The organism is Brachybacterium sacelli, assembly GCF_017876545.1.
GTDB lineage: Bacteria > Actinomycetota > Actinomycetes > Actinomycetales > Dermabacteraceae > Brachybacterium > Brachybacterium sacelli.
Map to the genome: position 1 here is coordinate 2981129 of NZ_JAGIOD010000001.1, position 21752 is coordinate 3002880.

Genomic DNA, 21752 nt, shown 5'->3' on the forward strand with positions numbered 1-21752 from the left:
GTGCGTTCCTTCCGGGCGCGGCGCGCCCTGTGTCGAACTGCTGTCCCCTCGTCAACGCGCTGCGGTCCGCTTTCCTTCCTGCCTGTGGCGGAGGGAACCCGGGCGCACCGGCCGACGGGGCGGGGGAGGGGAGCGGGGCGGGATCCTCGGACCCCGCCCCGCGGATGCTCAGGCGCCGGCGGCGGTGAGGGACTCCTTCGCGGCGGCCACGACGGCCTCCGCCGTGAACCCGTACTCGCGGAACAGCGTCTTGGCGTCGGCCGAGGCGCCGTAGTGCTCGAGGGAGACGGCGCGACCGTGGGTGCCGAGGATGCGGTACCACGGCATCGCGATACCGGCCTCGACGGTGACCCGAGCGGTCACCGAGGACGGCAGCACGGACTCGCGGTACGCCTCGTCCTGCTCGTCGAACCATTCGAGAGAGGGCATCGAGACCAGTCGGGTGGGCACGCCCTCGGCCTCGAGCTGCCGCTGCGCCTCGGCGGCGTACTGCACCTCGGAGCCGGTGCCGATGAGGATGAGCTGGGGGGTCCCCGTGGACGCCTCCTTCATCACGTAGCCGCCCTTGACCAGGTTCTCGGCCCCGGCGTACTCGGTGCGGTCGAAGGTGGGCATGGCCTGACGGCTGAGGACCAGGCCGACCGGGCCGCTGTCGCGCTCGAGGGTCGCCTTCCACGCCTGCGCGGTCTCGTTGGCGTCGGCCGGACGCACGATCGACAGGTTCGGGATCGCCCGGTAGGCGGCCAGGTGCTCGACCGGCTGGTGGGTCGGGCCGTCCTCGCCCAGACCGATGGAGTCGTGGGTCCACACGTAGGTGGCCGGGACCTTCATCAGCGAGGCGAGGCGCACGGCACCGCGCATGTAGTCCGCGAACTGGAAGAAGGTGCCGCCGTAGGGGCGGGTCAGGCCGTGCAGGGAGATGCCGGAGAGGATCGCGCCCATGCCGTGCTCGCGGATCCCGAAGTGCAGCGTGCGGCCGTACTCGTCACCCGCGAACTCCGCGGAGCCGTACTCGGCAGGCAGGAAGGACGGCTCACCCTTCATCGTGGTGTTGTTGGAGCCGGCGAGGTCGGCGGAGCCGCCCCACAGCTCGGGCATGACGTCGGCGAGGGCGCCGAGGACCTTGCCGGAGGCGGCGCGGGTGGCGATGCCCTTCTCGTCGGCCTCGAAGGTCGGGAACGCTCCGGCGAAATCCTCGGGCAGCTCACGGGCCCGCAGCCGGTCCAGGAGCGTCGCGGCCTCGGCATTCGCCGAGCGCCACGCCTGGTAGCCCGTGTCCCACTCGGCCTTGGCGGCGGCACCCCGCTCGGCGAGGGAGCGGGTGCGGGCCAGCACGTCCTCGTCGACCTGGAACTGACGCTCCGGATCGAAGCCGAGGACCTCCTTCAGGCCCGCGACGGCCTCGGCGCCGAGCTTGGCGCCGTGGACGGCGTGGCTGCCGGCCAGCTCGGGGATCGGCCAGCCGATGACGGTGCGCAGACGGATGAAGGTCGGCTTGTCCGTGACCTCCTGGGCCGCGAGGATCTCGGCCTTCAGGGCCGCGACGTCCTCGAGGTACTTCGTGCCGCCGTGGGTCCAGTCCACGGTGCGCACGTCCCAGCCGTAGGCGGCGTAGCGCGCAGCGGTGTCCTCGGTGAAGGCGATCGAGGTGTCGCCCTCGATGGAGATCTCGTTGTCGTCCCACAGGACGATGAGGTTGCCGAGCTGCTGGGTGCCGGCCAGTGAGCTGGCCTCGCTGCTGACGCCCTCCTGCAGGTCGCCGTCCGAGGCGATCACGTAGGTGAAGTGGTCGAAGGGGCTGGTGCCGGGGGCGGCCTCGGGATCGAGCAGGCCGCGCTCGCGACGCTGGGCCATCGCCATGCCGACGGCCGAGGAGATCCCCTGGCCGAGGGGGCCGGTGGTGATCTCCACGCCCTGGGTGTGGAAGTTCTCGGGGTGCCCCGGGGTCTTGGAGCCCCAGGTGCGCAGGCCCTCGATGTCCTCCACCTCGAGGCCGAAGCCGCCGAGATAGAGCTGGATGTACTGGGTGAGGCTGGAGTGGCCGGCCGAGAGCACGAAACGGTCGCGCCCGAGCCAGCTCGGGTCGGTCGGATCGTGGCGCATCAGGTCCTGGTAGAGCAGGTAGGCGGCGGGCGCCAGGCTGATCGCGGTGCCCGGGTGGCCGTTGCCGACCTTCTCCACCGCGTCCGCGGCGAGGACGCGCACGGTGTCCACCGCCCTCTTGTCGAGCTCGGTCCAGCCCTCGGGGGCCTTGAACGTATCGGTCACGTCGAGTGCTTCCTTTCACCGGAGTGCGGCCGCTGCGGCCGCTCGGGACGACTGCTCCACCCGCCCTGGCCCGACGTGCATCCTGCGACGTCGGGCCGAGCGCGGAGCGACGTGTCCACCTTAATGCGGGCAGGCCCGCCGCACATCTTTCGTCCAGCCCGTTGCCCCGCCCGGACCGGGACGGTGCCGGGACTCACCCGCGCGGTGACTGGGACCTCACCGGCCGAGCGCCTAGACTGGCGGGGTTCACGCGACGGCATCGTCGCGCTCAGGAGGAAGGACGGTGGGCGGTGACCGCCACCCAGGGAGCTTCGGTCCGGGACTCGGGTCAGGGCGGTGACCGCACCCCGCGACGCCAGGAACGGACGGTGCGGACCGTGGTCCGGGCGTACGTGGCCCTGACGAAACCGCGCATCATCGAGCTGCTGCTCATCACCACGATCCCCACCATGTTCCTCGCGGCGGGCGGGTTCCCCTCGGTGTGGCTGATCCTGGCGACGATGTTCGGCGGCTATCTCGCCGCCGGCGGCGCCAACGCGCTGAACATGTACCTCGACCGCGACATCGACGCGAAGATGAAGCGGACGAAGAACCGTCCGCTGGTCACCGGTGAGGTGTCGGCCCGTGCCGGGCTGCTCTTCGGCATCGTGCTCTCGATCGTCTCCGGCCTGTGGCTGGGGCTGCTGGTCAACTGGATGTCGGCGGCCCTCGCCCTCGGCGCGATCCTGCTCTACGTCATCTTCTACACGATGATCCTCAAGCGTCGCACCAGCCAGAACATCGTCTGGGGCGGCGTGGCCGGCTGCATGCCGGTGCTCATCGGCTGGTCCGCGGTGACCGGGACCGTCTCCTGGACCGCGGTGCTGCTGTTCCTGGTGATCTTCTTCTGGACCCCGCCGCACTACTGGCCGCTCGCGGAGAAGTTCTCGCAGGACTACGCCGATGCCGGCGTGCCCATGCTCCCCGTGGTCGCCTCGCGCACCAGCGTCGCCCGGCAGATGATCATGCACACGCTGCTGATGATCGCCGCGAGCCTCGCGATCATCCCGCTGGGTCACACGGGCTGGGTCTACGGCGTCAGCGCTGTCGCCGTCGGCGCCTGGTTCGCCTTCCTCGTGATCCGCTACGCGGTGCGCGTCGGCAAGGGGCTGAGCGGGAAGAAGCTCGGCCCGATGGTCGTCTTCCACGGCTCGATCACGTACCTCACGCTCCTGTTCGTCGCCCTCGCGATCGATCCCTTCGTGCACCTGTGAACCCCAGCGACGGCCCGCGCCCCACCGGGGAGCCGTCGCTGCGCCCCGGGGACCGGCGGATCCTCGAGCAGTACCTCAGCCATCTGCGCATCGAGCGCGGCCTGGCCGCCAACACGCTCGCCGCCTATCGGCGCGACCTCGAACGCTACCTGCGCCACCTCGCCCGCCAGGACGTCGACCCCGCCGCCGTCGACCCGCAGCGGCTGACGGACTGGCTGCAGTCCCTGCGCACCGGGGCCGACGGGGGTACCGCACTGTCAGCCTCCTCGGCCGCCCGGTCGCTGGCCGCCGTACGCGGCCTGCACGCCTTCCTCGACGACGAGCGGGTCTCGACCACCGGGGACCCCACCCGCCTCGTCCCCGCCCCGTCCCTGCCCGGGCGGCTGCCGCACCCGCTGGCGCTCGAGCAGGTCGAGGCCCTGCTGGAGGCCGCCGGGCGTGCCGGGACCGGGCGTGACTCCGCCGAGCGCGCGCTGCGGGACCGGGCGCTGCTCGAGATCCTTTACGGCATCGGGGCTCGCATCTCCGAGGCGACGGGCCTCGATGTCGACGACCTCGACCGCGCGCAGCGGGCCGCGATCCTCCGCGGCAAGGGCGACAAGCAGCGGGTGGTGCCGGTGGGTCGGTATGCGCTCGAGGCGCTGGACGCCTACCTCACCCGTGGGCGCCCGACGCTCGCGCGACGAGGGACGGGCACCCCGGCCGTGTTCCTGGGCTCGCGGGGGACCCGGCTGACCCGTCAGGCCGCCTGGCAGGTCGTGCAGCGCGCTGCCGAGGAGGCCGATCTCGCTGATCTTCCCGAGCCGATCAGCCCTCACACCTTGCGTCACTCCTACGCCACGCACCTGCTGCACGGGGGAGCGGACGTGCGCAGCGTGCAGGAGCTGCTGGGGCATGCCTCGGTCACGACGACGCAGCTGTACACGCAGGTCACCGTCGACTCGCTCCGCGAGACCCACGCCGGTGCCCACCCCCGGGCCCGACGGGGGGCTTAGACTTGTCCGGCACGACGACCTCGCCCGACGACGGCCGTCACCCCCAGGACATCGACGACTGCGCGCAGCCGTCGCTCCCCGGGCTGGGGCCCGTCCCGTACCGTGCACAGGGCGGCACCCCTTCGCCCCGCACCACACCACGACGCCGACGACAGGACAACGACGTGAGCTCGACCTCCAACCAGCAGCTGGACATCGACCTCGGTCCCACCGGCCGTCCGATGCCGGAGCTGCCGGAGCCAGCCCCGCTCGACGGCCACGGACCGGCCCGGGTCATCTCGATGGTCAATCAGAAGGGTGGGGTGGGCAAGACCACCAGCGTCATCAATCTCGGCGCCGCGCTCGCGGAGCTGGGACGCAAGGTGCTGCTCGTGGACCTCGACCCGCAGGGTGCGCTGAGCGCCGGGATGGGTGTGAACCCCTATGAGCTCGACGTCACCGTCTACAACCTGCTGATGGAGCGCGGGCACGACGTGCGCGAGGTGATCCGCTCCACCGGCACCGACGACCTCGACGTGCTGCCGGCGAACATCGACCTCTCCGCCGCGGAGGTCACCCTCGTCAACGAGGTCGCCCGCGAGATGGCCCTGGCGAGGGTGCTGCGTCCCGTGGCGGACGACTACGACGTCATCATCATCGACTGCCAGCCCTCCCTGGGTCTCCTCACCGTCAACGCCCTGGCCGCGAGCCACGGCGTGATGATCCCCCTGGAGGCCGAGTACTTCGCGCTGCGCGGCGTGGCCCTGCTGGTCGAGACCATCGAGAAGGTCCAGGACCGGATCAACCCGCGCCTGGAGATGGACGGCATCGTCATCACCATGTTCGACCCTCGCACCCTGCACGCCCGCGAGGTGTGCCAGCGCGTCGTGGAGGCCTTCCCCGACAAGGTCTTCCACACCACCATCAACCGCACCGTGAAGTTCCCCGACGCCTCCGTGGCCGCGGAGCCGATCATCTCCTACGCCGGCTCGACCAAGGGCGCCGATGCCTACCGGCAGCTGGCCCGGGAGCTGATCTCCCGCGGCGCGGCCGCCTGATGGCGACGGCGAAGGGCTCCGGCGGCCGACAGCGTCGCCGCAGCGCCTTCACCCCGCCGCGGACCGTGCGCCTGCGCGATGACCAGGGGGCACCCGTGACCGCTCCCTCCGGTGAGGACGGTACGGGGGACGACCTGCACCGCGAGGACGGGGAACGGCTGCAGAAGGTCCTGGCCAGGGCCGGTTTCGGCTCCCGCCGGGCCTGCGAGACGCTGATCTCGAGCGGCCGGGTGAAGGTCGACGGGACGAGCGTCCACGAGCAGGGCGTGCGGATCGACCCCGCGACCCAGGTGGTGCACGTCGACGGGCGCCGTCTCCAGCTCGACACCGCCAAGCTCACCGTGGTGCTGAACAAGCCGAGGCACGTGGTCTCCGCGATGAGCGACCCCGAGGGACGCCGCGACCTCACCGAGTTCTCCGCCCGCTACTCCCAGCGCCTCTACCACGTGGGCCGTCTCGATGTCGAGACCGAGGGGCTGCTGCTGCTGACCAACGACGGCGAGCTCGCCCACCGGCTCACCCACCCCAGCTTCGCGGTCGAGAAGACCTACGTCTGCCGCTTCGACGCACCCGGGGGACCGCCCCGCGGTCTGGTGCGGACGCTGCGCGACGGCGTCGAGCTGGGCGACGGCCCGGCCCGCGCCGACTCCGCGCGCGTGCTCGCCCAGGACGGCCGGGAGGCCGTCGTCGAGGTCACGCTCCACGAGGGCCGCAATCGCATCGTGCGCCGCATGTTCTCCTCCCAGGGCTTCGAGCTGACCGCCCTGGTGCGGACCCGGATCGGTCCGGTGCTCCTGGGTGACCTCGCCGCGGGCGAGACGCGCGAGCTCACCGGTCGCGAGCTCGGCACCCTGATGGCCGAGGTCGGGCTGTGACCGCGCTGGTCCCGTCCCCGGTGCGGATCATCGGTGCCGGGCTCATCGGCGGCTCGCTCGGGATGGCCCTGGGACGCGCCGGGGCCCAGGTCCAGGTCGAGGACGTCTCCCCGGGCACCACCGCGCTGGCCGTCGAGCTCGGCGTGGGGGCCGTGCCCACCGCGCAGGACCCCGACCCGGCGCTGGTGATCGTCGCGGCCCCGCCGGACGTGACCGCGCGACTGGTCGCCGACGCGCTGCACCGCTGGCCCGGGGCCCTGGTCGCCGACGTCGCCAGCGTCAAGGAGATCGTGCTCGAGGGAGTGCGCCGCCACGCGGAGGCGGCGGACCTCCCGCGCTACCTCGGAGCCCATCCCATGGCCGGGCGCGAGGTCTCCGGGGTGATCGCCGCGCGCGGCGACCTGTTCCAGGGTCGTCCCTTCGTGGTGGCCCCCCACGAGCACACCCGGCCCGACGCCGTCAGCGTGCTCAAGGGGCTGGCCACCGAGATCGGGTCGGTCCCGGTCGTGATGCGGTCGGACGCGCACGATCTCGCGGTCGCCCACGTCTCCCATGCACCTCAAGTGATGTCCAGCCTGCTGGCCACGAGCCTGCTCGCCCCGGACGAGGCGGCGCTGGCCCTGGCGGGGCAGGGGCTGCGCGACACCACACGCATCGCCGACTCCGATCCGCGCCTGTGGGTCGAGATCCTCGGGGCGAACGCCTCGGCGGTCTCGTCCGTCCTCGAGGACGTGCGCGCGCGGCTGGAGGACGTGCTCGCGGCCCTGGGGACCATGCCCGGCGATCCGGACCCGGCCGTGGGCTCCCGGCGCGCCCTGGCCGAGCTGATCTCCGACGGCAACCGCGGGGTGCGCCGCATCCCCGGCAAGCACGGCGGGGCCACGGACGCCTTCGCGACGGTGACCGTGCTGGTGCCGGACCGTCCCGGGGAGCTGGCGCGCCTGCTCACGGAGATCGGTGAGATCGGTGTCAACCTCGAGGACCTCCGCCTGGAGCACGAGCTGGGCCGTGAGGTCGGGCTCGCGCACGTCGCCGTGGACGCCGCCCGTGAGGACCTGCTCACGAGATCCCTCACGGAACGCGGCTGGACCGTCGCCGACGCCTGAGCGCCCCGTATCCTTCTGGGATGCACACCAGCGCGCCGCACGACCCCTCCGCCCTCGCGACCCCCGGAGCCGGGACCGGCATCACCATCGCGATCGACGGCCCGGCCGGTTCGGGCAAGTCGACCGTCTCCCGGCTCGTCGCCGAGGCGCTGGACGGTGGCTTCCTCGACACCGGGGCGATGTACCGGGCGGTGACCTGGTCCTGCCTCGAGACGGGCACCGACCTGGAAGACCGTGAGGCCGTCGCGGCGGTGGCCGAGTCGATCGACCTCGACCTCGGCACCGATCCGGCCGGGGCGACCGTCGCCGTCGGTGGCACCGACATCACCGCCGAGATCCGCACCGAGCGGATCTCCCAGCAGGTCAGCATCGTGGCCACCAACACCCTGGTGCGCGCGATCCTGCAGCGCCGCCAGCGCGAGGTGCTGTTCTCCACGGCCGACGCCCGCGGCTTCTGCGTCGCCGAGGGCCGCGACATCACCACCGTCGTCGCCCCCGATGCCCACGTGCGGGTGCTGCTGAGCGCCTCCGACGAGGAGCGCATGCGCCGCCGCGCCGCCGAGCTGGACCTCGAGGACACCGAGGACACCCGGGCCCGGATGGCCGACCAGGTGCTGCGCCGAGATCGTGACGACTCCACCGTCTCCGAATTCCTCACCGCCGCCGAGGGCGTGGACGCGGTCGACACCACCGGACTCGGGGTCGAGGACGTCGTCGAACAGGTGCTGATGCTGGTCGCCGCCGCCGAGACCGCCCAGGAGGAGGCGCTGCACGGCGTCGCCGAGACACCCGCGCCAGCACCCGCTCCTGTGCAGGCCGCCCCCGGGGATGCCGGGGCCGAGGGATCCACCGACGGTGAGATCGAGTCGGCGCTGCGGGCCGGGCTCTCCGACTACGAGCTGGACGACGAGGACCTGGCGCTTCTCGAGGGAGACCAGGGCGAGGACGCCCGGCCGGCCGTGGCGCAGAACCTGCCCGTCGTCGCCGTCGTGGGCCGACCGAACGTCGGCAAGTCCACGCTGGTCAACCGCATCCTCGGCCGCCGCGAGGCAGTGGTCGAGGACACTCCGGGAGTCACCCGCGACCGCGTGTTCTATCAGGCCGAATGGGCGGGCAAGGACTTCTGGCTGGTCGACACCGGCGGCTGGGAGGACCGGGTCCAGGGCGTCGCCTACCGGGTCGCCGAGCAGGCGGAGGTCGCGGTCTCCCTGGCCGATGTCGTCCTGTTCATCGTCGATGCGAACGTCGGCATCACCACCACCGACGAGCAGCTGCTCAAGGTGCTGCGCCGCGCGGACCGCCCGGTGGTGCTGGTCGCCAACAAGGTCGACGACCAGCGCGGCGAGCTCGAGGCCGCCGCCCTGTGGAACCTGGGTCTGGGCGAGCCGCACCCCGTCTCGGCGCTGCACGGCCGGGGCTCCGGCGATCTGCTGGACGCGACGCTCGAGGCGATGCCCGAGGAGGGCCGGGGCTCCGCCGTCGACCGTGGTCCGCGCCGTATCGCCCTGGTGGGGCGGCCCAACGTCGGCAAGTCCTCCCTGCTGAACCGCCTCGCGAAGGAGCGCCGGGTCGTCGTGGACGAGGTCGGTGGCACCACCCGCGACCCGGTCGACGAGCGGATCTCCCTCGGCGGCAAGGACTGGACCTTCGTCGACACCGCGGGCATCCGTCGCCGCGTCCTGCAGTCCCAGGGCGCCGACTACTACGCCTCGCTGCGCACCCGCGCCGCGCTGGACCGGGCGGAGGTCGCCGTGGTGCTGCTGGAGGCGAACGAACCGATCTCGACCCAGGACCTCAAGATCATCGACATGGTGCTCGAATCGGGGCGGGCGCTGGTGCTGGCCTTCAACAAGTGGGACCTGCTCGACGAGGAGCGCCATGCGCAGCTCGAGCGGGAGATCGAACGGGACCTCGGCCATGTCGCCTGGGCTCCCCGGGTCAACATCTCCGCCGAGACCGGCCGCCACGCCGAACGGCTGGTCCCGGCCCTGGAGCGGTCGCTGGAGTCCTGGGACCAGCGCATCCCCACCGGCCGTCTCAACGCCTTCCTCGGCACGCTGGTCGCGGCGCACCCGCACCCGCTGCGCGGCGGCAAGCAGTCGCGGATCCTGTTCGCGACCCAGGCCCGTACCCGGCCGCCCCGATTCGTCATCTTCGCCAGCGGCTTCCTCGAGCACGGGTACCGCCGTTTCATCGAGCGCCGCTTGCGGGAGGACTTCGAGTTCACCGGTTCCCCGATCGTGATCGGCGTCCGGATCCGCGAGAAGCGTCGGCGCTGACCAGGGGCGCGCCCGGGGTGGGCACACGAGAGGTCAGACAGTAGTGTGGGGCCCATGAGCACCTCGAACGGCAACGCCTCCTGGGATCCCCAGGAGGGCCAGCAGGACGGGCAGCAGAATCCCTACGGCCAGGCGTCGAGCGGTGAGCAGCAGTACGGCCAGCAGAATCCGTACGGTGCGCCGCCGCAGGGCGAACAGGTGCCGGTGTCCCAGGATCCGTTCGCTCAGGCGTCGAGCGGTGAGCAGCAGTACGGCCAGCAGAATCCGTACGGCGCGCCGCCGCAGGGCGATCAGGTGCCGGTGTCCCAGGATCCGTACGCTCAGTCGGCGGCCTCGGACCCCTCCGGCCAAGCCACGCCGGGCTGGTCCCCAGCGGGCGGCTCCGCCCCATCGGCGGGGGATCCCTACGGCCAGGGCGCCGGCGGTGGCTACGGCCCGGGCGGCCCACCGCAGGGTCCCGGTGGACAGGGACCCGGCGGTCAGGTCCCTGCCGGCGCCCCGCAGGGTGGCCCGGGTGGGCAGGGTCAGAGCCGGCTCCTGGTCGGGCTGATGGGGATCTTCTTCGGCGGCTTCGGCGTGCACCGTTTCCTCATGGGGTACACCACCATCGGGCTGGTCCAGGTGCTGGTGAGCGTGCTCAGCTGCTTCACCCTGTACCCGTTCATCCAGATCTGGGGTCTCGTCGAGGGCATCATGGTCCTCGCCAAGTCCCCGAACTTCGAGCGCGACGCGCACGGTCGTCCGCTGACCGACTGAGATCGCGCCCCGCCCAGCACGAGGACCACGCCGATGAGCTACCCGTCCCCGGGCCCCGCCCCTGATCGCGGATCGATCCAGACCAGCGCGATCTGGCTGATCGTCGTCGGCTTCCTCTGCGGCGGCACCCTTCCCGCGATCTTCGGCATCATCGCCCTGGTCCAGATGGACACCGACCCGTACTCCGCCCGCCGGATGAACAAGGTCGGCTGGATCATCTTCTGGATCCTCCTCGCCCTGGGGATCCTGCTCGTGCTCGCCTACTTCCTGATCTTCGGCCTGGTCTTCGGCATGACGCTGATCCCGATGATGGGCGACGGCTGACGCCTCCCGTCCATCCCTCCCACCCCGTCCTACCGATCCCCTCGAGGAGTCGCATGCCCACTCCGGAGTTCGTGCTCGCCCTGCGTGAGCGGATCGGGCACGACCTGCTGTGGATGCCGGGGGTGACCGCGGTCGTGCTCGACTCCGCGCGCACCCGCATGCTCGCGGTGCGCCGCGCCGACGACCACACGTGGGCCCCCGTGACCGGCATCATCGACCCGGGCGAGGAGCCGGCGACGGCTGCGGTCCGTGAGGTCGCCGAGGAGGCCGGGGTGGACTGCGTACCGCTGCGACTGCTCGACGTGCGCACGCTCCCGCCGATTTCGTATCCGGGCGGCGATCGCGCCCAGTACCTCGATCTGTGCTTCCTGTGCGAGCACACCGGTGGGGAGCCCTTCCCGGCCGACGAGGAGAACACCGCGGCACGCTGGTTCCCGGTCGATCGGCCACCGCCTCTGAACGGGCGCTTCCGTGAGCAGCTCGCGCTGGCCCTCGCCGACGACGCCGCGACGCAGTTCCGCACATGAGCGGCGCCGAGCCACTGCCCGGCACTCGCGTCACGATCCCGCTCACCGCTCGCGAGGGGGACGTGGCCGTGGTGCGGGTGATCGCCGCGCCCCGGCGCGACATGGTCCGCGGCGGTCGTCTCGGCGAGCCGCTGCAGTCCTTCGCCGAGGCGCTCCTGGTCGACGTCGCCGTCGGCGGACGGCTGGTGCTGCCCGGGGCGTGGGTCGAGCGGGAGGTGCTCGAACGAGGCACCGCGCTCGAGCCGGTGCCGGTGGCCGCCGCCGACCTCCGCCCACCGGCCGTGATCGTGGGCACGCCCGAGCGGGCCACGCTGCACTGGGGCGAGACCACCTGGCCGCTCGACCTCGGGGGAGCGGTCGCGATCCCGTCGGCCGCCCGCCCCCGGTCGCACCCGCTCTCACGACTGCGCCGCCTCGTGCTGGTCGCCCTCGGTCGTCGCCCCGAGATCGCCCTGACCCTCTGGCAGGCTGAGGACTTCGAGATCCCCTGGCACGACGTCCGCCTGCTCCCGCACGCCGGACGCTGGTTCGAGCTCGCCCAGGTCCCGCCGGGGACCCGGTACGCCGACGCCGAGCGCCTCCACGGCGTCGGCCGTGCCCGGCCCCGCGCCTGACCGCGAGATCCGCTCCCGACTCGCCGCAGCGCTACCGGTGTGATCCTCACCCCAGCGGCTACAGTCAGGCCTCGTCACCGACGTCGACGAGGAGGTCTTCGTGCCCTCAGGACCGTTCCCCCGGTCATCCCCCGACCGCCGTACCTTCCTGCGGCTGAGCGCCGGGGTCGCCACCGTGCTCCCGCTCGCGGCCCTGGCCGGATGCGGCGGCGGCGGCCGGGACCCGCACACGATCCGCATCGCCTTCCAGCAGTTCGGCTCCGGCACGATCAAGCAGAAGTGGATCGAGACTGCTGCCCAGGAGTTCTCCGAGGAGAACCCGGAGCTGACAGTGGAGCTGGTCCCGATCGTCGCCTCGGAGAACGACTACTTCACCAAGAACGAGCTGCTCATGAACTCCCCGGGCACGAGCCCCGATCTCGTCTACGAGGACTCCTTCATCCTGCTCTCCGACGTCGGTGCGGGATACCTGCAGCCGATCACCGACCTGGTGGAGCACCTGGAGAACTGGGACCAGGTCGCCGCCCCCTCGAAGAAGGCGGTCACCGCGGACGACGGGGAGATCTACGGCGTCCCGATCACGACCGACACCCGGGCCCTGTGGTACCAGCGGGACGTCTTCGCCGAGGCGGGATTGCCCGAGGAATGGGCCCCCGGCAGCTGGGAGGACATCCTCGAGGCGGCGCGCGCGATCCGCGACTCCGACAGCGAGGCGATCCCGTTCTTCATGTTCGCCGGCACGCCGCAGGGGGAGAAGGCGTCCATGCAGGGGCTCGAGATGCTTCTGTACGGCACGGGCGAGGGCAAGGGCCTGTACGACGACGAGACGAAGAAGTGGATCCTGGGCAGTCCGGGCTTCGAGGACTCCCTGACCTTCCTGCAGACGATCTTCGAGGAGGACCTCACGGCCTCGCTCGGTCAGCATCTCGACCCCAACATCTCCGAGACGATCTACACCTCGCTGCTGCCCGATGCGAAGCTCGGGATCCTGATCGACGGCTCCTGGATCTCCCAGAACTGGACCGAGAGCGCCGCCCGGCCCTGGCCCGAGTGGCCCGACGCCGTGGGCCTCGCGGACATGCCCACCCAGGACGGCGGAGGGAACGGCACCATCACCCTCGCCGGCGGCTGGGGACTGTCGATCCCGCAGTACGTGACCGACCGTGACGTCGCCTTCCGCTTCCTCCAGAAGCTGGTCTCCACCGAGACCCTCGTCGACTACGCGATCGCGGACAACCACATCACCGTGCGGGCCGACGTCGCCGCGAAGGAGGAGTACCTCTCCTACTCACCGGCCGTGAAGTACTTCACGGACCTGCTGGAGACCGCCTACTACCGTCCGGCGCTGCCGGTGTACCCGGAGGTCTCCGCCTCGATCCAGGAGGCGATGGAGGCGGTCATGACCGGTTCCTCACCTCAGGCGGCGGCCGCCGCGTACGACGCAGCCGTCACCGACATCGTCGGCCCCGAGAACGTCCAGGAGGCCACCGCATGAGTACCGACGCCCCCACGGCGCCGCGGCCCGGGACCGCTCCCGCGCGCCGCCGCCACAGTCCGCTCGGGGACCGCCTGACCCCCCGCCGCGCCTCCCCGATGATCCCGGCGGCCGTGTTGCTCGTCGGCTTCATGCTGGGCCCGATCCTCTATTCGGTCTACCTGGCGTTCACCGACCGCGCGATCCGCGGCGAGGGCGCCTCCGACACCAGCTTCGTCGGGTTCGACAACTTCCTCGACGCCTTCACCGACGGGGACTTCTGGAACTCGGTGCTGCTGACGCTGATCTTCACGATCGTCTCCGCCGTGATCGGCCAGAACGTGATGGGCATGCTGCTGGCCCTGCTCATGGAGCGGGCCCATCGGGTGATCTCCTTCACGGTCACCTCGATCGTCATCGCAGCCTGGATCCTCCCGGAGGTCGTGGCCGGCTACCTGCTGTACACGTTCTTCGCCGACGAGGGCAGCCTGAACACGATCCTCACCTCGATCGGGCTGCCGGCCCAGGACATGCTCTTCAGCGCACCGATCCTCGCCGTGTCCTTCGCGAACATCTGGCGCGGCACGGCCTTCTCGATGCTGGTCTACTCCGCGGCCCTGAGCTCCGTGCCCGGCGACGTCTACGAGTCCGCCGCCCTCGACGGCGCCGGACCCGTGCGGCGCTTCGTCTCCGTGACGCTGCCGCTGATGCGCCCGGCGATCGCGACCAACCTGATGCTGACCACGCTGCAGACCCTCTCGGTCTTCGGGCTGATCTTCATCATGACCGGCGGCGGTCCGGCCCGGCAGAGCCAGACCCTCCCGCTGTACATGTACGAGCAGGCCTTCAGCTACGGCCAGCTCGGCTACGGCACCGCCGTGGCCCTGCTGCTGCTCCTGATCGGGGCCGCCGCGTCCCTGGTGTACCTGCGTCTGCTGCCCGAGGAGGAGAAGCGATGAGCGCGACCACCGAGACGAGCCCCCAGGGCGCCGCGAACCCCGCGGCGCATCGGACCGCCCCTGCGCCCGTCGGGTCCCGGAGCGGAGGCCGTGAGCGCAGCTCCCGGATCGCCAGCACCGTCGTGATGCTCGTGATCGGGCTGGCGTTCCTGGTCCCGCTGCTGTGGGTCGTGCTGGCCTCCTTCGACACCCAGGCCTCGCTGTCCGTCGCCTGGCCCGACACCTGGAGCCTGGGCAACTTCTCCGCCATCTGGAACGCCGAGACCACATTCCGTCCGCTGGCGAACTCGCTCATCCTGTGCGGCGGCGCGACGGTGGTCACGATGGTCGCGGCCGTCCTGTGCGCGTATCCGATGTCCCGCTACCGCTTCCGGGCCAAGCGTCCGCTGCTGCTGACGATCATCTTCTCGACCGGCCTGCCGATCACCGCGATCATGATCCCCGTCTATTCGCTGTTCGTGCAGGTCAACCTCGTCGATTCGATGTTCGGGGCGATCCTGTTCCTCGGCGCCAGCGCTCTGCCGTACGCGATATTCCTGACCAAGGGATTCATGGACGGGGTGCCGCTGGAGATCGAGGAGTCCGCCTGGACGGAGGGAGCCGGCGTGTTCCGGGCCCTGTGGTCCGTGGTGATCCCGCTGATGCGTTCGGGTCTCGCCGTCGCGACGATCTTCACCTTCGTGAACATGTGGGGCAACTTCTTCGTCCCGTTCATGCTGCTGCTGAGCCCGGAGAACCTGCCCGCGGCGGTGACGCTGTACACCTTCTCCTCCCAGTACGGCCAGGTCGCCTACGGCCAGCTCGCCGCGTTCTCGATCTTCTACTCGCTCCCGGTGGTCGCGCTGTACCTGTTCCTGGGCCGCAGCCTGGGCCAGGGCTTCGCCGCGGCCGGGGGAGTGAAAGGCTGACAGGGGCGCTGCTCCCGGCGGCGTCGCAGCGGCGAGCTCAGGCCGGCTCGGTGACCCGCTCCTCGCGCTGCCGCCGGCTCCCGAACAGCGCCCGGGGGCGGCGGTGGCCGTTGAGCCACTTCCCGAGCCAGGTGGAGCGCACCACGAGGTCGTAGCTGACCAGGAGCACCGCCATCACCACCACCAGGGCGACGGCGAGCTTGACCAGGAGCGGCAGGGCGAGGTCCGCCAGCGGAACCTCCACCAGCAGCAGCAGCGGGAAATGGATGAGGTAGACCCAGTAGGAGGAGTCGGCCAGGTAGCGGACCCACGGGATCTCTCGGCCCACGAGTCGCCCGGTGAGCCCGAGCAGGCCGTACACCCATGCCCATCCGGCGAACGCGGCGAGGACCGCCACCAGGGCCGGCGGCGTGGAGGCCGGTGCGAGCAGGGCGAGCGGGCTGAGCACGACGGCGATCGCCAGCTGCGGGATCCACTGCCGCTGCAGCCGGTTCAGTGCATCGGGATGCGCGCGCAGGAACCACCCCGCCAGGAAGGCGGCGCCGTACGTGATGCTCGCGCCCGCCACCGGCACCAGCGTGGTGGGCTCGGTGATGCCGGCGCCGTTCCCGCCCTGGACCACCAGGGCCAGGGCGTACGGCGCGGCGACCAGGAGGAGACCGAACGGGGAGGACAGCGCCGAGGCGATGCGGAGGGAGGCCCGCTCCGCCCGCACGGTGCCCAGGAGCCGCACGAGCACGGCACGGACCACCACGACCACGAGCACGATCTCGAGCAGCAGGAGCAGGAACCACAGGTGCAGCGTCGGCAGGGCGAGTATGCCCGTGGGCGCCCCGGACGGTGGCGGCGGGGGTGTCAGGGGGCCGAGGCCACGCACGGTGGCGTTCAGCTGCACCGCCCCGATCACCAGCACGAAGAGTCCCGGCAGGAAGACGACCAGCGGCAGGCCGATGCGCATCAGCCGGTCCCGCACATAGGACCCGGCTCCCCGACGGTGCAGCACCATGTGCCCGAAGTAGCCGGCCAGCATCATGAACAGGATCATGCGGAACAGGTGGATCACTCCCACCGCGCCCAGCGCTCCCCAGGAGTCGTGGGTGTCGCTGACGAGCCAGAGGTCACCGGGGAGGAAGGGCATCAGGGCGTGCAGCAGCACGCCGAGCAGCAGCGCTCCACCACGCAGTGCATCGAGGTGGTGCAGCCGCTGCGGGGCGGTGGTCGGGGGTGAGGCGGTCGACGGGACGGAGGAGAGATTCTGGGACATGACCTCGACAGTAGGCACGCCGCCGCCCGCGCGCCTCGCCCGATCGGGAGGGCGGGCATCCACCGATCTGCGGATGCGCCGGCCCTGGCGCCGGGACGCAACTCGGGGAACACTGGCCCTCATGGCGATACTCCCTGCGCCGGCGCAGCTGCGGGCCGAGCTCGAGAGCGAGCCCGTGCCGGGTGCTGCGCGATGCGGGATCGGGCAGGGCTCGCGCGGAGAGATGCTCGAGGTGTGGATCCCGCCGGCGCTGCTCCTGGTCGCCTGGTCGGTGGGCTGGATCGCGGAGCAGACCTGGATGCCGGGCGACCGTGTGCTGTGGGCCCTCATCCCGACGGGGGTGATCGCGCTGGTGCGAGGCCTGCTGGAGAAGATCCTGCGACGCTCACGCCCGGGGGCGCGACCGCTCGTGATGCTCTACGCCCTGCATCTGATGCTGGTCGCGATCGGGACCCTCCTCAATCCGATGACCTGCATCTACGCCTTCGTCGGCTACATCGATTCCCAGCGGTTCCTGGCCGGCCGCACGGCGCAGGCGGTGGTCGTGGTGACGGCACTGCTGTGCGCCGTCGGTCAGCTGGGCGGGGTGCAGGTGGTCCTCACGGAGATCTGGTTCTTCGTCGGGCTCGCGGTCGTGAACATGCTGATCGCGACCTGCATGATGTTCCTGGCGGGGGAGCGCGAACGGATCCTCGACCAGCGCGAGCAGGCCCTGTCCGAGATCGACCGGGTGAACCGGGAGAACGCGCACCTGCACGAGCAGCTGATGGCCGGGGCGCGGCGGGCCGGGGCCGATGAGGAGCGGGACCGGCTCTCGCGCGAGATCCACGACACCGTCGCCCAGGGGCTGGTCGGCGTGATCCGCCAGCTCGAGACGGTCGGCTCCGACATCGACCCGGCCTCGCGCCATCGCCTCGCGATCGCCGAGGAGGCCGCTCGCGACTGTCTGCTCGAGGCCCGCCGGGCAGTGGAGGCGCTCGGCCCCCACCAGCTGCACGACACCGACCTCGTCGAGGCACTGTCCGCCCTGGTGGCGCGCTGGGCCAGGACCCACCGGGTGGTCGCCACCTTCGACGCCGACGAGGCACCGCGGGAGGGGCGGCATGGCGACGTGCTGGTGCGCGTCGCCCAGGAGTCGCTGGCGAACATCGCCCGCCACGCCGGGGCCGGCACGGTGACGGCGACCCTGCTCGGCGACGAGAAGACGATGGTCCTGCGCATCGTCGACGACGGCCGCGGCTTCGAGCCGGGTGCCGTCGAACGCGGCCACGGGCTGTCCAACATGGCCGAGCGCACCCGGCGGGTCGACGGGGGCCTCGAGATCTCCTCCACCCCCGGTCGGGGCACCACCGTCACCGCGACGGTGCCGCGATGAGCCCCGTGAAGGTGGTGGTGGTCGACGACCACCCCGTGGTGCGCGACGGCCTGGTCGCGATGCTCGGGACCGAGGAGGAGATCACCGTGGTCGGCACCGCCCAGGACGGCGGCGAGGCCATCACGGTGAGCGAGGCGGCCGGCCCGGACGTGGTGCTGATGGACCTGCGGATGCCCGGCACCAGCGGGATCGAGGCCATCCGGACATTGCGTCACGGAGGCCGCAGGACCCCGCGAATCCTGGTGCTGACCACGTACGACACCGATCGCGACATCCGTGGTGCGCTCGAGGCGGGTGCCGACGGCTACCTGCTCAAGGACACGCCCCGCGAGGAGGTGGTCCGCGCCGTGCACGACCTCGCGGCCGGGCGGGCGGTGCTCGCCCCCGCCGCCCTCGCCGCCCTCGCCGGGGGCCGGGACGGCCACGTCGCGCTCAGCTCCCGCGAGGCCGAGGTGCTGCGCCTGGTGGCCGATGGCTGCACGAACCGGGCGGTCGCCTCCCGGCTCGGGATCGGGGAGGCGACGGTGAAGACCCACCTCATGCACGTCTACGAGAAGCTCGGTGTGGGGGACCGTGCTTCCGCGGTGCGCACCGCCTGGGAGCTCGGGCTGGTCTGAGCGCGCCGCCCGTTCCTCGTCAGCGGAAGATGATGGTGCGGGTCCCGTCCAGCAGCACCCGTGACTGGGCGAACCAGGTGACCGCCTGGCGCAGGGTGCGCACCTCGGCGTCCTGCCCGATGGCCATCAGCTCCTGCGGGGAGCGGGTGTGGTCCACCCGGATCACGTCCTGCTCGATGATCGGTCCCTCATCGAGATCGCTGGTGACGAAGTGGGCGGTGGCACCGATCTGCTTGACGCCGCGGGCGTGGGCCTGCCGATAAGGATTGGCGCCCTTGAACCCCGGGAGGAAGGAGTGGTGGATGTTGATGCAGCGACCGGCGAGCTCCGCACACAGCTCGGGGGAGAGGATCTGCATGTACCGGGCCAGTACCACGAGCTCGATGTCGTACTCGTCGATCACCTGGCGCACCCGGTCCTCGAAGGCCTCCTTCGCCCCGTCGCCTCGGGTCTGGTGATGCTCGAAGCCGATCCCGTGGAAGGTCGAGAGCGGTTCGAGCGTGGGATGGTTGGCGAGGATCAGCGGCACCTCGATCGGCAGATGTCCGGCCTCGACCTGGAACAGCAGGTCGTTCACGCAATGGGTCGCCTTCGAGCCCAGGATCAGGGTGCGCACGGGCCGGCCCACCACGTCCAGGTGGTGCTCGATGCCGAAGTTCTCGACGACGGGCGCCAGTGCGGTGGTGATCTCCTCCGTGGACGCGCTGGTGGTCAGCTGCAGGCGCATGTAGAACCGGTGGGTGCTGCCGCTCTCGAACTGGCGCGACTCCGTGATGTTCCCGCCCACCTCGATGATCGCGCCCGTGACCGCGTGGACGATGCCGGGGCGGTCCTCGCACACGAAGGTCAGGACGTACTCGAGGATGGGGGAGGGGGCGCTGGCGGGGCTCGGACTGCTCATACGGGCGAGTCTAGGAGCCCCCGGCGCGCCAGAGGCGCGAGGGCCACCAGATGGCCCGGCCGATATCGAGGGTGAGTGCCGGGACCAGCAGGGTGCGCACCACGAAGGTGTCCAAGAGCACGCCGAAGGCGACGATGAAGGCGATCTGGGCGAGGAACAGGATCGGGATCACCGCGAGCGCCGCGAAGGTGGCGGCCAGGACCACCCCCGCGGAGGTGATCACCCCACCGGTGACGGCCAGGCCCCGCACCATGCCCTCCCGTGTCCCGCGCTGGAGCGCCTCCTCTCGCACCCGGGTCATGAGGAAGATGTTGTAGTCGATCCCGAGCGCGACCAGGAACACGAACCCGTACAGCGGCACCGCCGGATCGGCGCCGGGGAAGTCGAAGAGATGCTCGAACACCAGGGCGGCGACTCCCAGCGCGGTGCCGAAGGAGAGCACGGTGGTGGCCACCAGGAGCACGGGCGCGAGGATCGAGCGCAGCAGCACCATGAGGATCATCAGGATCACCACCAGCACCACGGGGATGATCAGAGCGCGGTCATGGGCAGAGGCGTCATTGGTGTCGATCGAGGTGGCCGTCACGCCGCCCACGATCTCCTCGAAGCCCTCCTGGTCCAGGGCGGTGCGCAGCTCGCGCACCGTCTGCTCGGCGGCGGGCGAATCGGGCGCGTCGGCCAGGGTGCCCTGGACCTGCACCTTGCCGCCGACGACGGTCGGGTCCGGGGCCGGGGCACCGGGCGGGCCCTGCGCCTGGATCCCTTCGGCGGTCACCGGCGCGGAGCCGCTGGGGTAGTCCGCCGAAGTCACGGAGACCGAGTCGATGCCCTCGGCCTCGGCCAGTACGTCCGCCGTGGCCTGCAGATCCTCCTCGTCGACGACGACCTGGACAGGACTTCCGACACCGGCCGGGAAGTGCTCGCCGAGCGCGGCCTGCCCGTCGCGAGCGGAGGAGGATTTCAGCACGAGATCCGACTGGGGGACGCCGTCGGCGTCCAGCGAGAGGGCACCGATGCAGCCCACGGCGAGCACCACCGCGGTGAGCACCCAGAGCGGCCGGGGCCGGCGGGAGACAGCCCTGGCGACCCTGCCCCACACGCCGCGACCGGTGACGGAGGATGGCTCTTGCGCAGAGGCGGGGTCGTACCGTGGCCGGCGGGGCCAGAACGCGACGCGACCGGCGGCGTACAGCAGCGCGGGCAGGAACGTCAGGGCGGCGAGCATCGCGAAGGCGATCCCGATCGCCGCGACCGGCCCGAGGGTGCTGTTGGATTTCAGATCCGACAGGAGCAGGCACAGCAGCCCCGCGATCACGGTGCCGCCGGAGGCGAGCACCGGCTCGACGGTTCCCCGCAACGCGGAGACGGTGGCGGCCCAGCTGCTCTCCCGGTGACGCAGCTCGTCGCGGTACCGGGAGACGTACAGCAGGGAGTAGTCGGTGGCCGCGCCGATGACCAGGATGAACAGGATGCCCTGGGTCTGCCCGCTCAGCAGCAGGACGCCGTCCGCGGCAAGATGCCAGATCACCAGCAGCGCCGCGCACAGGGCGAACAGCGAGGTGGACAGCACGATCAGCGGCAGCAGCAGCGAGCGATAGACGATCACCAGGATGACCAGCACGGCGGCCAGCGCCACGGCCAGCAGCAGCCCGTCGATCCCGGCGAAGGCCTCCGCGAGGTCGGCGGAGAACCCGGCGGGCCCGGTGACGTGGACGGTCAGGCCCTCGGGCACTTCGGTGGCCAGCTCCTGCTCGAGCTGCTCGACGACCGTGCCGACGTCGGCATCGGCGTCGACCGGGACGAACATCTGAATCGCCAGGGAGTCCTCGGAGGCGATCGGCGGGGAGACTTCGTCGATCACCCCTTCCAAGGAGGTGAGCTCTTCGCCGGCGTCGGTGAGCGCGCTGAGCTCCGCCTCGGTGATCTCGTCCTCGGAGGTGACCACGACGAGCGCGGGAAGCGCGTCGGAGCCGCTGAAATCGTCGGCCAGGGCCTGCACCTGGGTCGCCTCCGCCGATTCCGGCAGATACGCGGTGCGGTCGTTGGAGGAGACCTCGTCGACCCGGCCGAAGTACGGGCCGCCGATGCCGGCGGCGGTCAGCCAGACCAGGATCAGCAGTGCCGGCACCAGGATGCGCAGGACGCGCGGTGTGCGCGGCACCCGTCCACGGCGGGTCGGGGTGGGAGCTGAGGCGGGCTCGGGCATCGGGAGGATCCTTC

The 21752-nt window shown here is 71.4% G+C and carries 19 protein-coding genes; 15 read left to right on the plus strand and 4 right to left on the minus strand.

Annotated features, from left to right (window positions below; all coding sequences use genetic code 11):
- Positions 1–168: 168 nt before the first annotated feature.
- A complete protein-coding gene (gene tkt / locus JOF43_RS13450) occupies positions 169–2268 on the minus strand; it encodes a transketolase (protein WP_209902764.1) in 2100 nt (699 codons plus the stop codon).
- A gap of 290 nt (positions 2269–2558) precedes the next feature.
- On the opposite strand from tkt, the gene JOF43_RS13455 reads away from it, so the two are divergent.
- From JOF43_RS13455 to JOF43_RS13515, 13 genes are all read left to right on the plus strand, one after another.
- Complete coding sequence (locus JOF43_RS13455) at positions 2559–3521, plus strand: heme o synthase (protein WP_209902766.1); 963 nt, start codon at positions 2559–2561, stop codon at positions 3519–3521.
- Entirely contained in the window at positions 3518–4516 is a 999-nt protein-coding gene (locus JOF43_RS13460) for a site-specific tyrosine recombinase XerD (protein WP_209902768.1), read from the plus strand. The genes JOF43_RS13455 and JOF43_RS13460 overlap by 4 nt, the downstream gene beginning before the upstream one ends.
- Positions 4517–4680: 164 nt before the next feature.
- Positions 4681–5553, plus strand: a complete 873-nt coding sequence (locus JOF43_RS13465) for a ParA family protein (protein WP_209902770.1) — start codon at positions 4681–4683, stop codon at positions 5551–5553.
- Complete coding sequence (locus JOF43_RS13470) at positions 5553–6428, plus strand: pseudouridine synthase (protein ID WP_209902772.1); 876 nt, start codon at positions 5553–5555, stop codon at positions 6426–6428. Before JOF43_RS13465 ends, JOF43_RS13470 begins: the two co-directional genes overlap by 1 nt.
- Positions 6425–7534, plus strand: coding sequence for a prephenate dehydrogenase (locus JOF43_RS13475; RefSeq protein WP_209902774.1), 1110 nt, complete (start codon positions 6425–6427; stop codon positions 7532–7534). The genes JOF43_RS13470 and JOF43_RS13475 overlap by 4 nt, the downstream gene beginning before the upstream one ends.
- Before the next feature lie 20 nt (positions 7535–7554).
- Entirely contained in the window at positions 7555–9813 is a 2259-nt protein-coding gene (gene der / locus JOF43_RS13480) for a bifunctional cytidylate kinase/GTPase Der (protein ID WP_209902776.1), read from the plus strand.
- Positions 9814–9867: 54 nt separating this feature from the next.
- Entirely contained in the window at positions 9868–10569 is a 702-nt protein-coding gene (locus tag JOF43_RS13485) for a TM2 domain-containing protein (protein WP_209902777.1), read from the plus strand.
- Between the two features lie 33 nt (positions 10570–10602).
- Positions 10603–10893, plus strand: a complete 291-nt coding sequence (locus JOF43_RS13490) for a hypothetical protein (RefSeq protein ID WP_209902779.1) — start codon at positions 10603–10605, stop codon at positions 10891–10893.
- Between the two features lie 53 nt (positions 10894–10946).
- The gene (locus tag JOF43_RS13495) at positions 10947–11420 is read left to right on the plus strand and encodes an NUDIX hydrolase (RefSeq protein WP_209902781.1); all 474 of its coding nucleotides are present in this window, start codon (positions 10947–10949) and stop codon (positions 11418–11420) included.
- Positions 11417–12034, plus strand: a complete 618-nt coding sequence (locus JOF43_RS13500) for a hypothetical protein (RefSeq protein WP_209902783.1) — start codon at positions 11417–11419, stop codon at positions 12032–12034. The genes JOF43_RS13495 and JOF43_RS13500 overlap by 4 nt, the downstream gene beginning before the upstream one ends.
- Before the next feature lie 100 nt (positions 12035–12134).
- Entirely contained in the window at positions 12135–13529 is a 1395-nt protein-coding gene (locus tag JOF43_RS13505) for an extracellular solute-binding protein (protein WP_209902784.1), read from the plus strand.
- The gene (locus JOF43_RS13510; RefSeq protein ID WP_209902786.1) at positions 13526–14467 is read left to right on the plus strand and encodes a carbohydrate ABC transporter permease; all 942 of its coding nucleotides are present in this window, start codon (positions 13526–13528) and stop codon (positions 14465–14467) included. Before JOF43_RS13505 ends, JOF43_RS13510 begins: the two co-directional genes overlap by 4 nt.
- Positions 14464–15375, plus strand: a complete 912-nt coding sequence (locus tag JOF43_RS13515; RefSeq protein WP_209902788.1) for a carbohydrate ABC transporter permease — start codon at positions 14464–14466, stop codon at positions 15373–15375. The genes JOF43_RS13510 and JOF43_RS13515 overlap by 4 nt, the downstream gene beginning before the upstream one ends.
- Positions 15376–15412: 37 nt before the next feature.
- On the opposite strand, the gene JOF43_RS13520 is transcribed toward JOF43_RS13515, so the two are convergent.
- Positions 15413–16639, minus strand: coding sequence for an acyltransferase family protein (locus tag JOF43_RS13520; protein WP_209902790.1), 1227 nt, complete (start codon positions 16637–16639; stop codon positions 15413–15415).
- Between the two features lie 121 nt (positions 16640–16760).
- Here JOF43_RS13520 and JOF43_RS13525 point away from each other — a divergent pair, with 121 nt between their 5' ends.
- A complete protein-coding gene (locus JOF43_RS13525; protein WP_209902792.1) occupies positions 16761–18014 on the plus strand; it encodes a sensor histidine kinase in 1254 nt (417 codons plus the stop codon).
- Complete coding sequence (locus JOF43_RS13530) at positions 18011–18631, plus strand: response regulator (RefSeq protein ID WP_209902793.1); 621 nt, start codon at positions 18011–18013, stop codon at positions 18629–18631. Before JOF43_RS13525 ends, JOF43_RS13530 begins: the two co-directional genes overlap by 4 nt.
- A gap of 19 nt (positions 18632–18650) precedes the next feature.
- Here JOF43_RS13530 and JOF43_RS13535 read toward each other — a convergent pair whose 3' ends face one another.
- Together JOF43_RS13535 and JOF43_RS13540 are read right to left on the minus strand one after the other, a co-directional pair.
- Positions 18651–19532 carry a formyltetrahydrofolate deformylase gene (locus tag JOF43_RS13535; protein ID WP_209902795.1) on the minus strand — a complete coding sequence of 294 codons (882 nt, stop codon included), beginning with the start codon at positions 19530–19532 and terminating at the stop codon, positions 18651–18653.
- A gap of 10 nt (positions 19533–19542) precedes the next feature.
- Positions 19543–21738 carry an MMPL family transporter gene (locus JOF43_RS13540; protein ID WP_209902797.1) on the minus strand — a complete coding sequence of 732 codons (2196 nt, stop codon included), beginning with the start codon at positions 21736–21738 and terminating at the stop codon, positions 19543–19545.
- Between the last annotated feature and the right edge of the window lie 14 nt (positions 21739–21752).

Bases quoted from the DNA above. Each gene is read 5' to 3' on its own strand.
- JOF43_RS13510 (WP_209902786.1), top strand. From the start codon at position 13,526: ATGAGTACCGACGCCCCCACGGCGCCGCGGCCCGGGACCGCTCCCGCG.
- JOF43_RS13525 (WP_209902792.1), top strand. From the start codon at position 16,761: ATGGCGATACTCCCTGCGCCGGCGCAGCTGCGGGCCGAGCTCGAGAGC.
- JOF43_RS13495 (WP_209902781.1), top strand. From the start codon at position 10,947: ATGCCCACTCCGGAGTTCGTGCTCGCCCTGCGTGAGCGGATCGGGCAC.
- JOF43_RS13520 (WP_209902790.1), bottom strand. From the start codon at position 16,639: ATGTCCCAGAATCTCTCCTCCGTCCCGTCGACCGCCTCACCCCCGACC.
- JOF43_RS13470 (WP_209902772.1), top strand. From the start codon at position 5,553: ATGGCGACGGCGAAGGGCTCCGGCGGCCGACAGCGTCGCCGCAGCGCC.
- JOF43_RS13485 (WP_209902777.1), top strand. From the start codon at position 9,868: ATGAGCACCTCGAACGGCAACGCCTCCTGGGATCCCCAGGAGGGCCAG.
- JOF43_RS13540 (WP_209902797.1), bottom strand. From the start codon at position 21,738: ATGCCCGAGCCCGCCTCAGCTCCCACCCCGACCCGCCGTGGACGGGTG.
- JOF43_RS13535 (WP_209902795.1), bottom strand. From the start codon at position 19,532: ATGAGCAGTCCGAGCCCCGCCAGCGCCCCCTCCCCCATCCTCGAGTAC.
- JOF43_RS13490 (WP_209902779.1), top strand. From the start codon at position 10,603: ATGAGCTACCCGTCCCCGGGCCCCGCCCCTGATCGCGGATCGATCCAG.
- der (WP_209902776.1), top strand. From the start codon at position 7,555: ATGCACACCAGCGCGCCGCACGACCCCTCCGCCCTCGCGACCCCCGGA.
- JOF43_RS13530 (WP_209902793.1), top strand. From the start codon at position 18,011: ATGAGCCCCGTGAAGGTGGTGGTGGTCGACGACCACCCCGTGGTGCGC.
- JOF43_RS13500 (WP_209902783.1), top strand. From the start codon at position 11,417: ATGAGCGGCGCCGAGCCACTGCCCGGCACTCGCGTCACGATCCCGCTC.
- JOF43_RS13515 (WP_209902788.1), top strand. From the start codon at position 14,464: ATGAGCGCGACCACCGAGACGAGCCCCCAGGGCGCCGCGAACCCCGCG.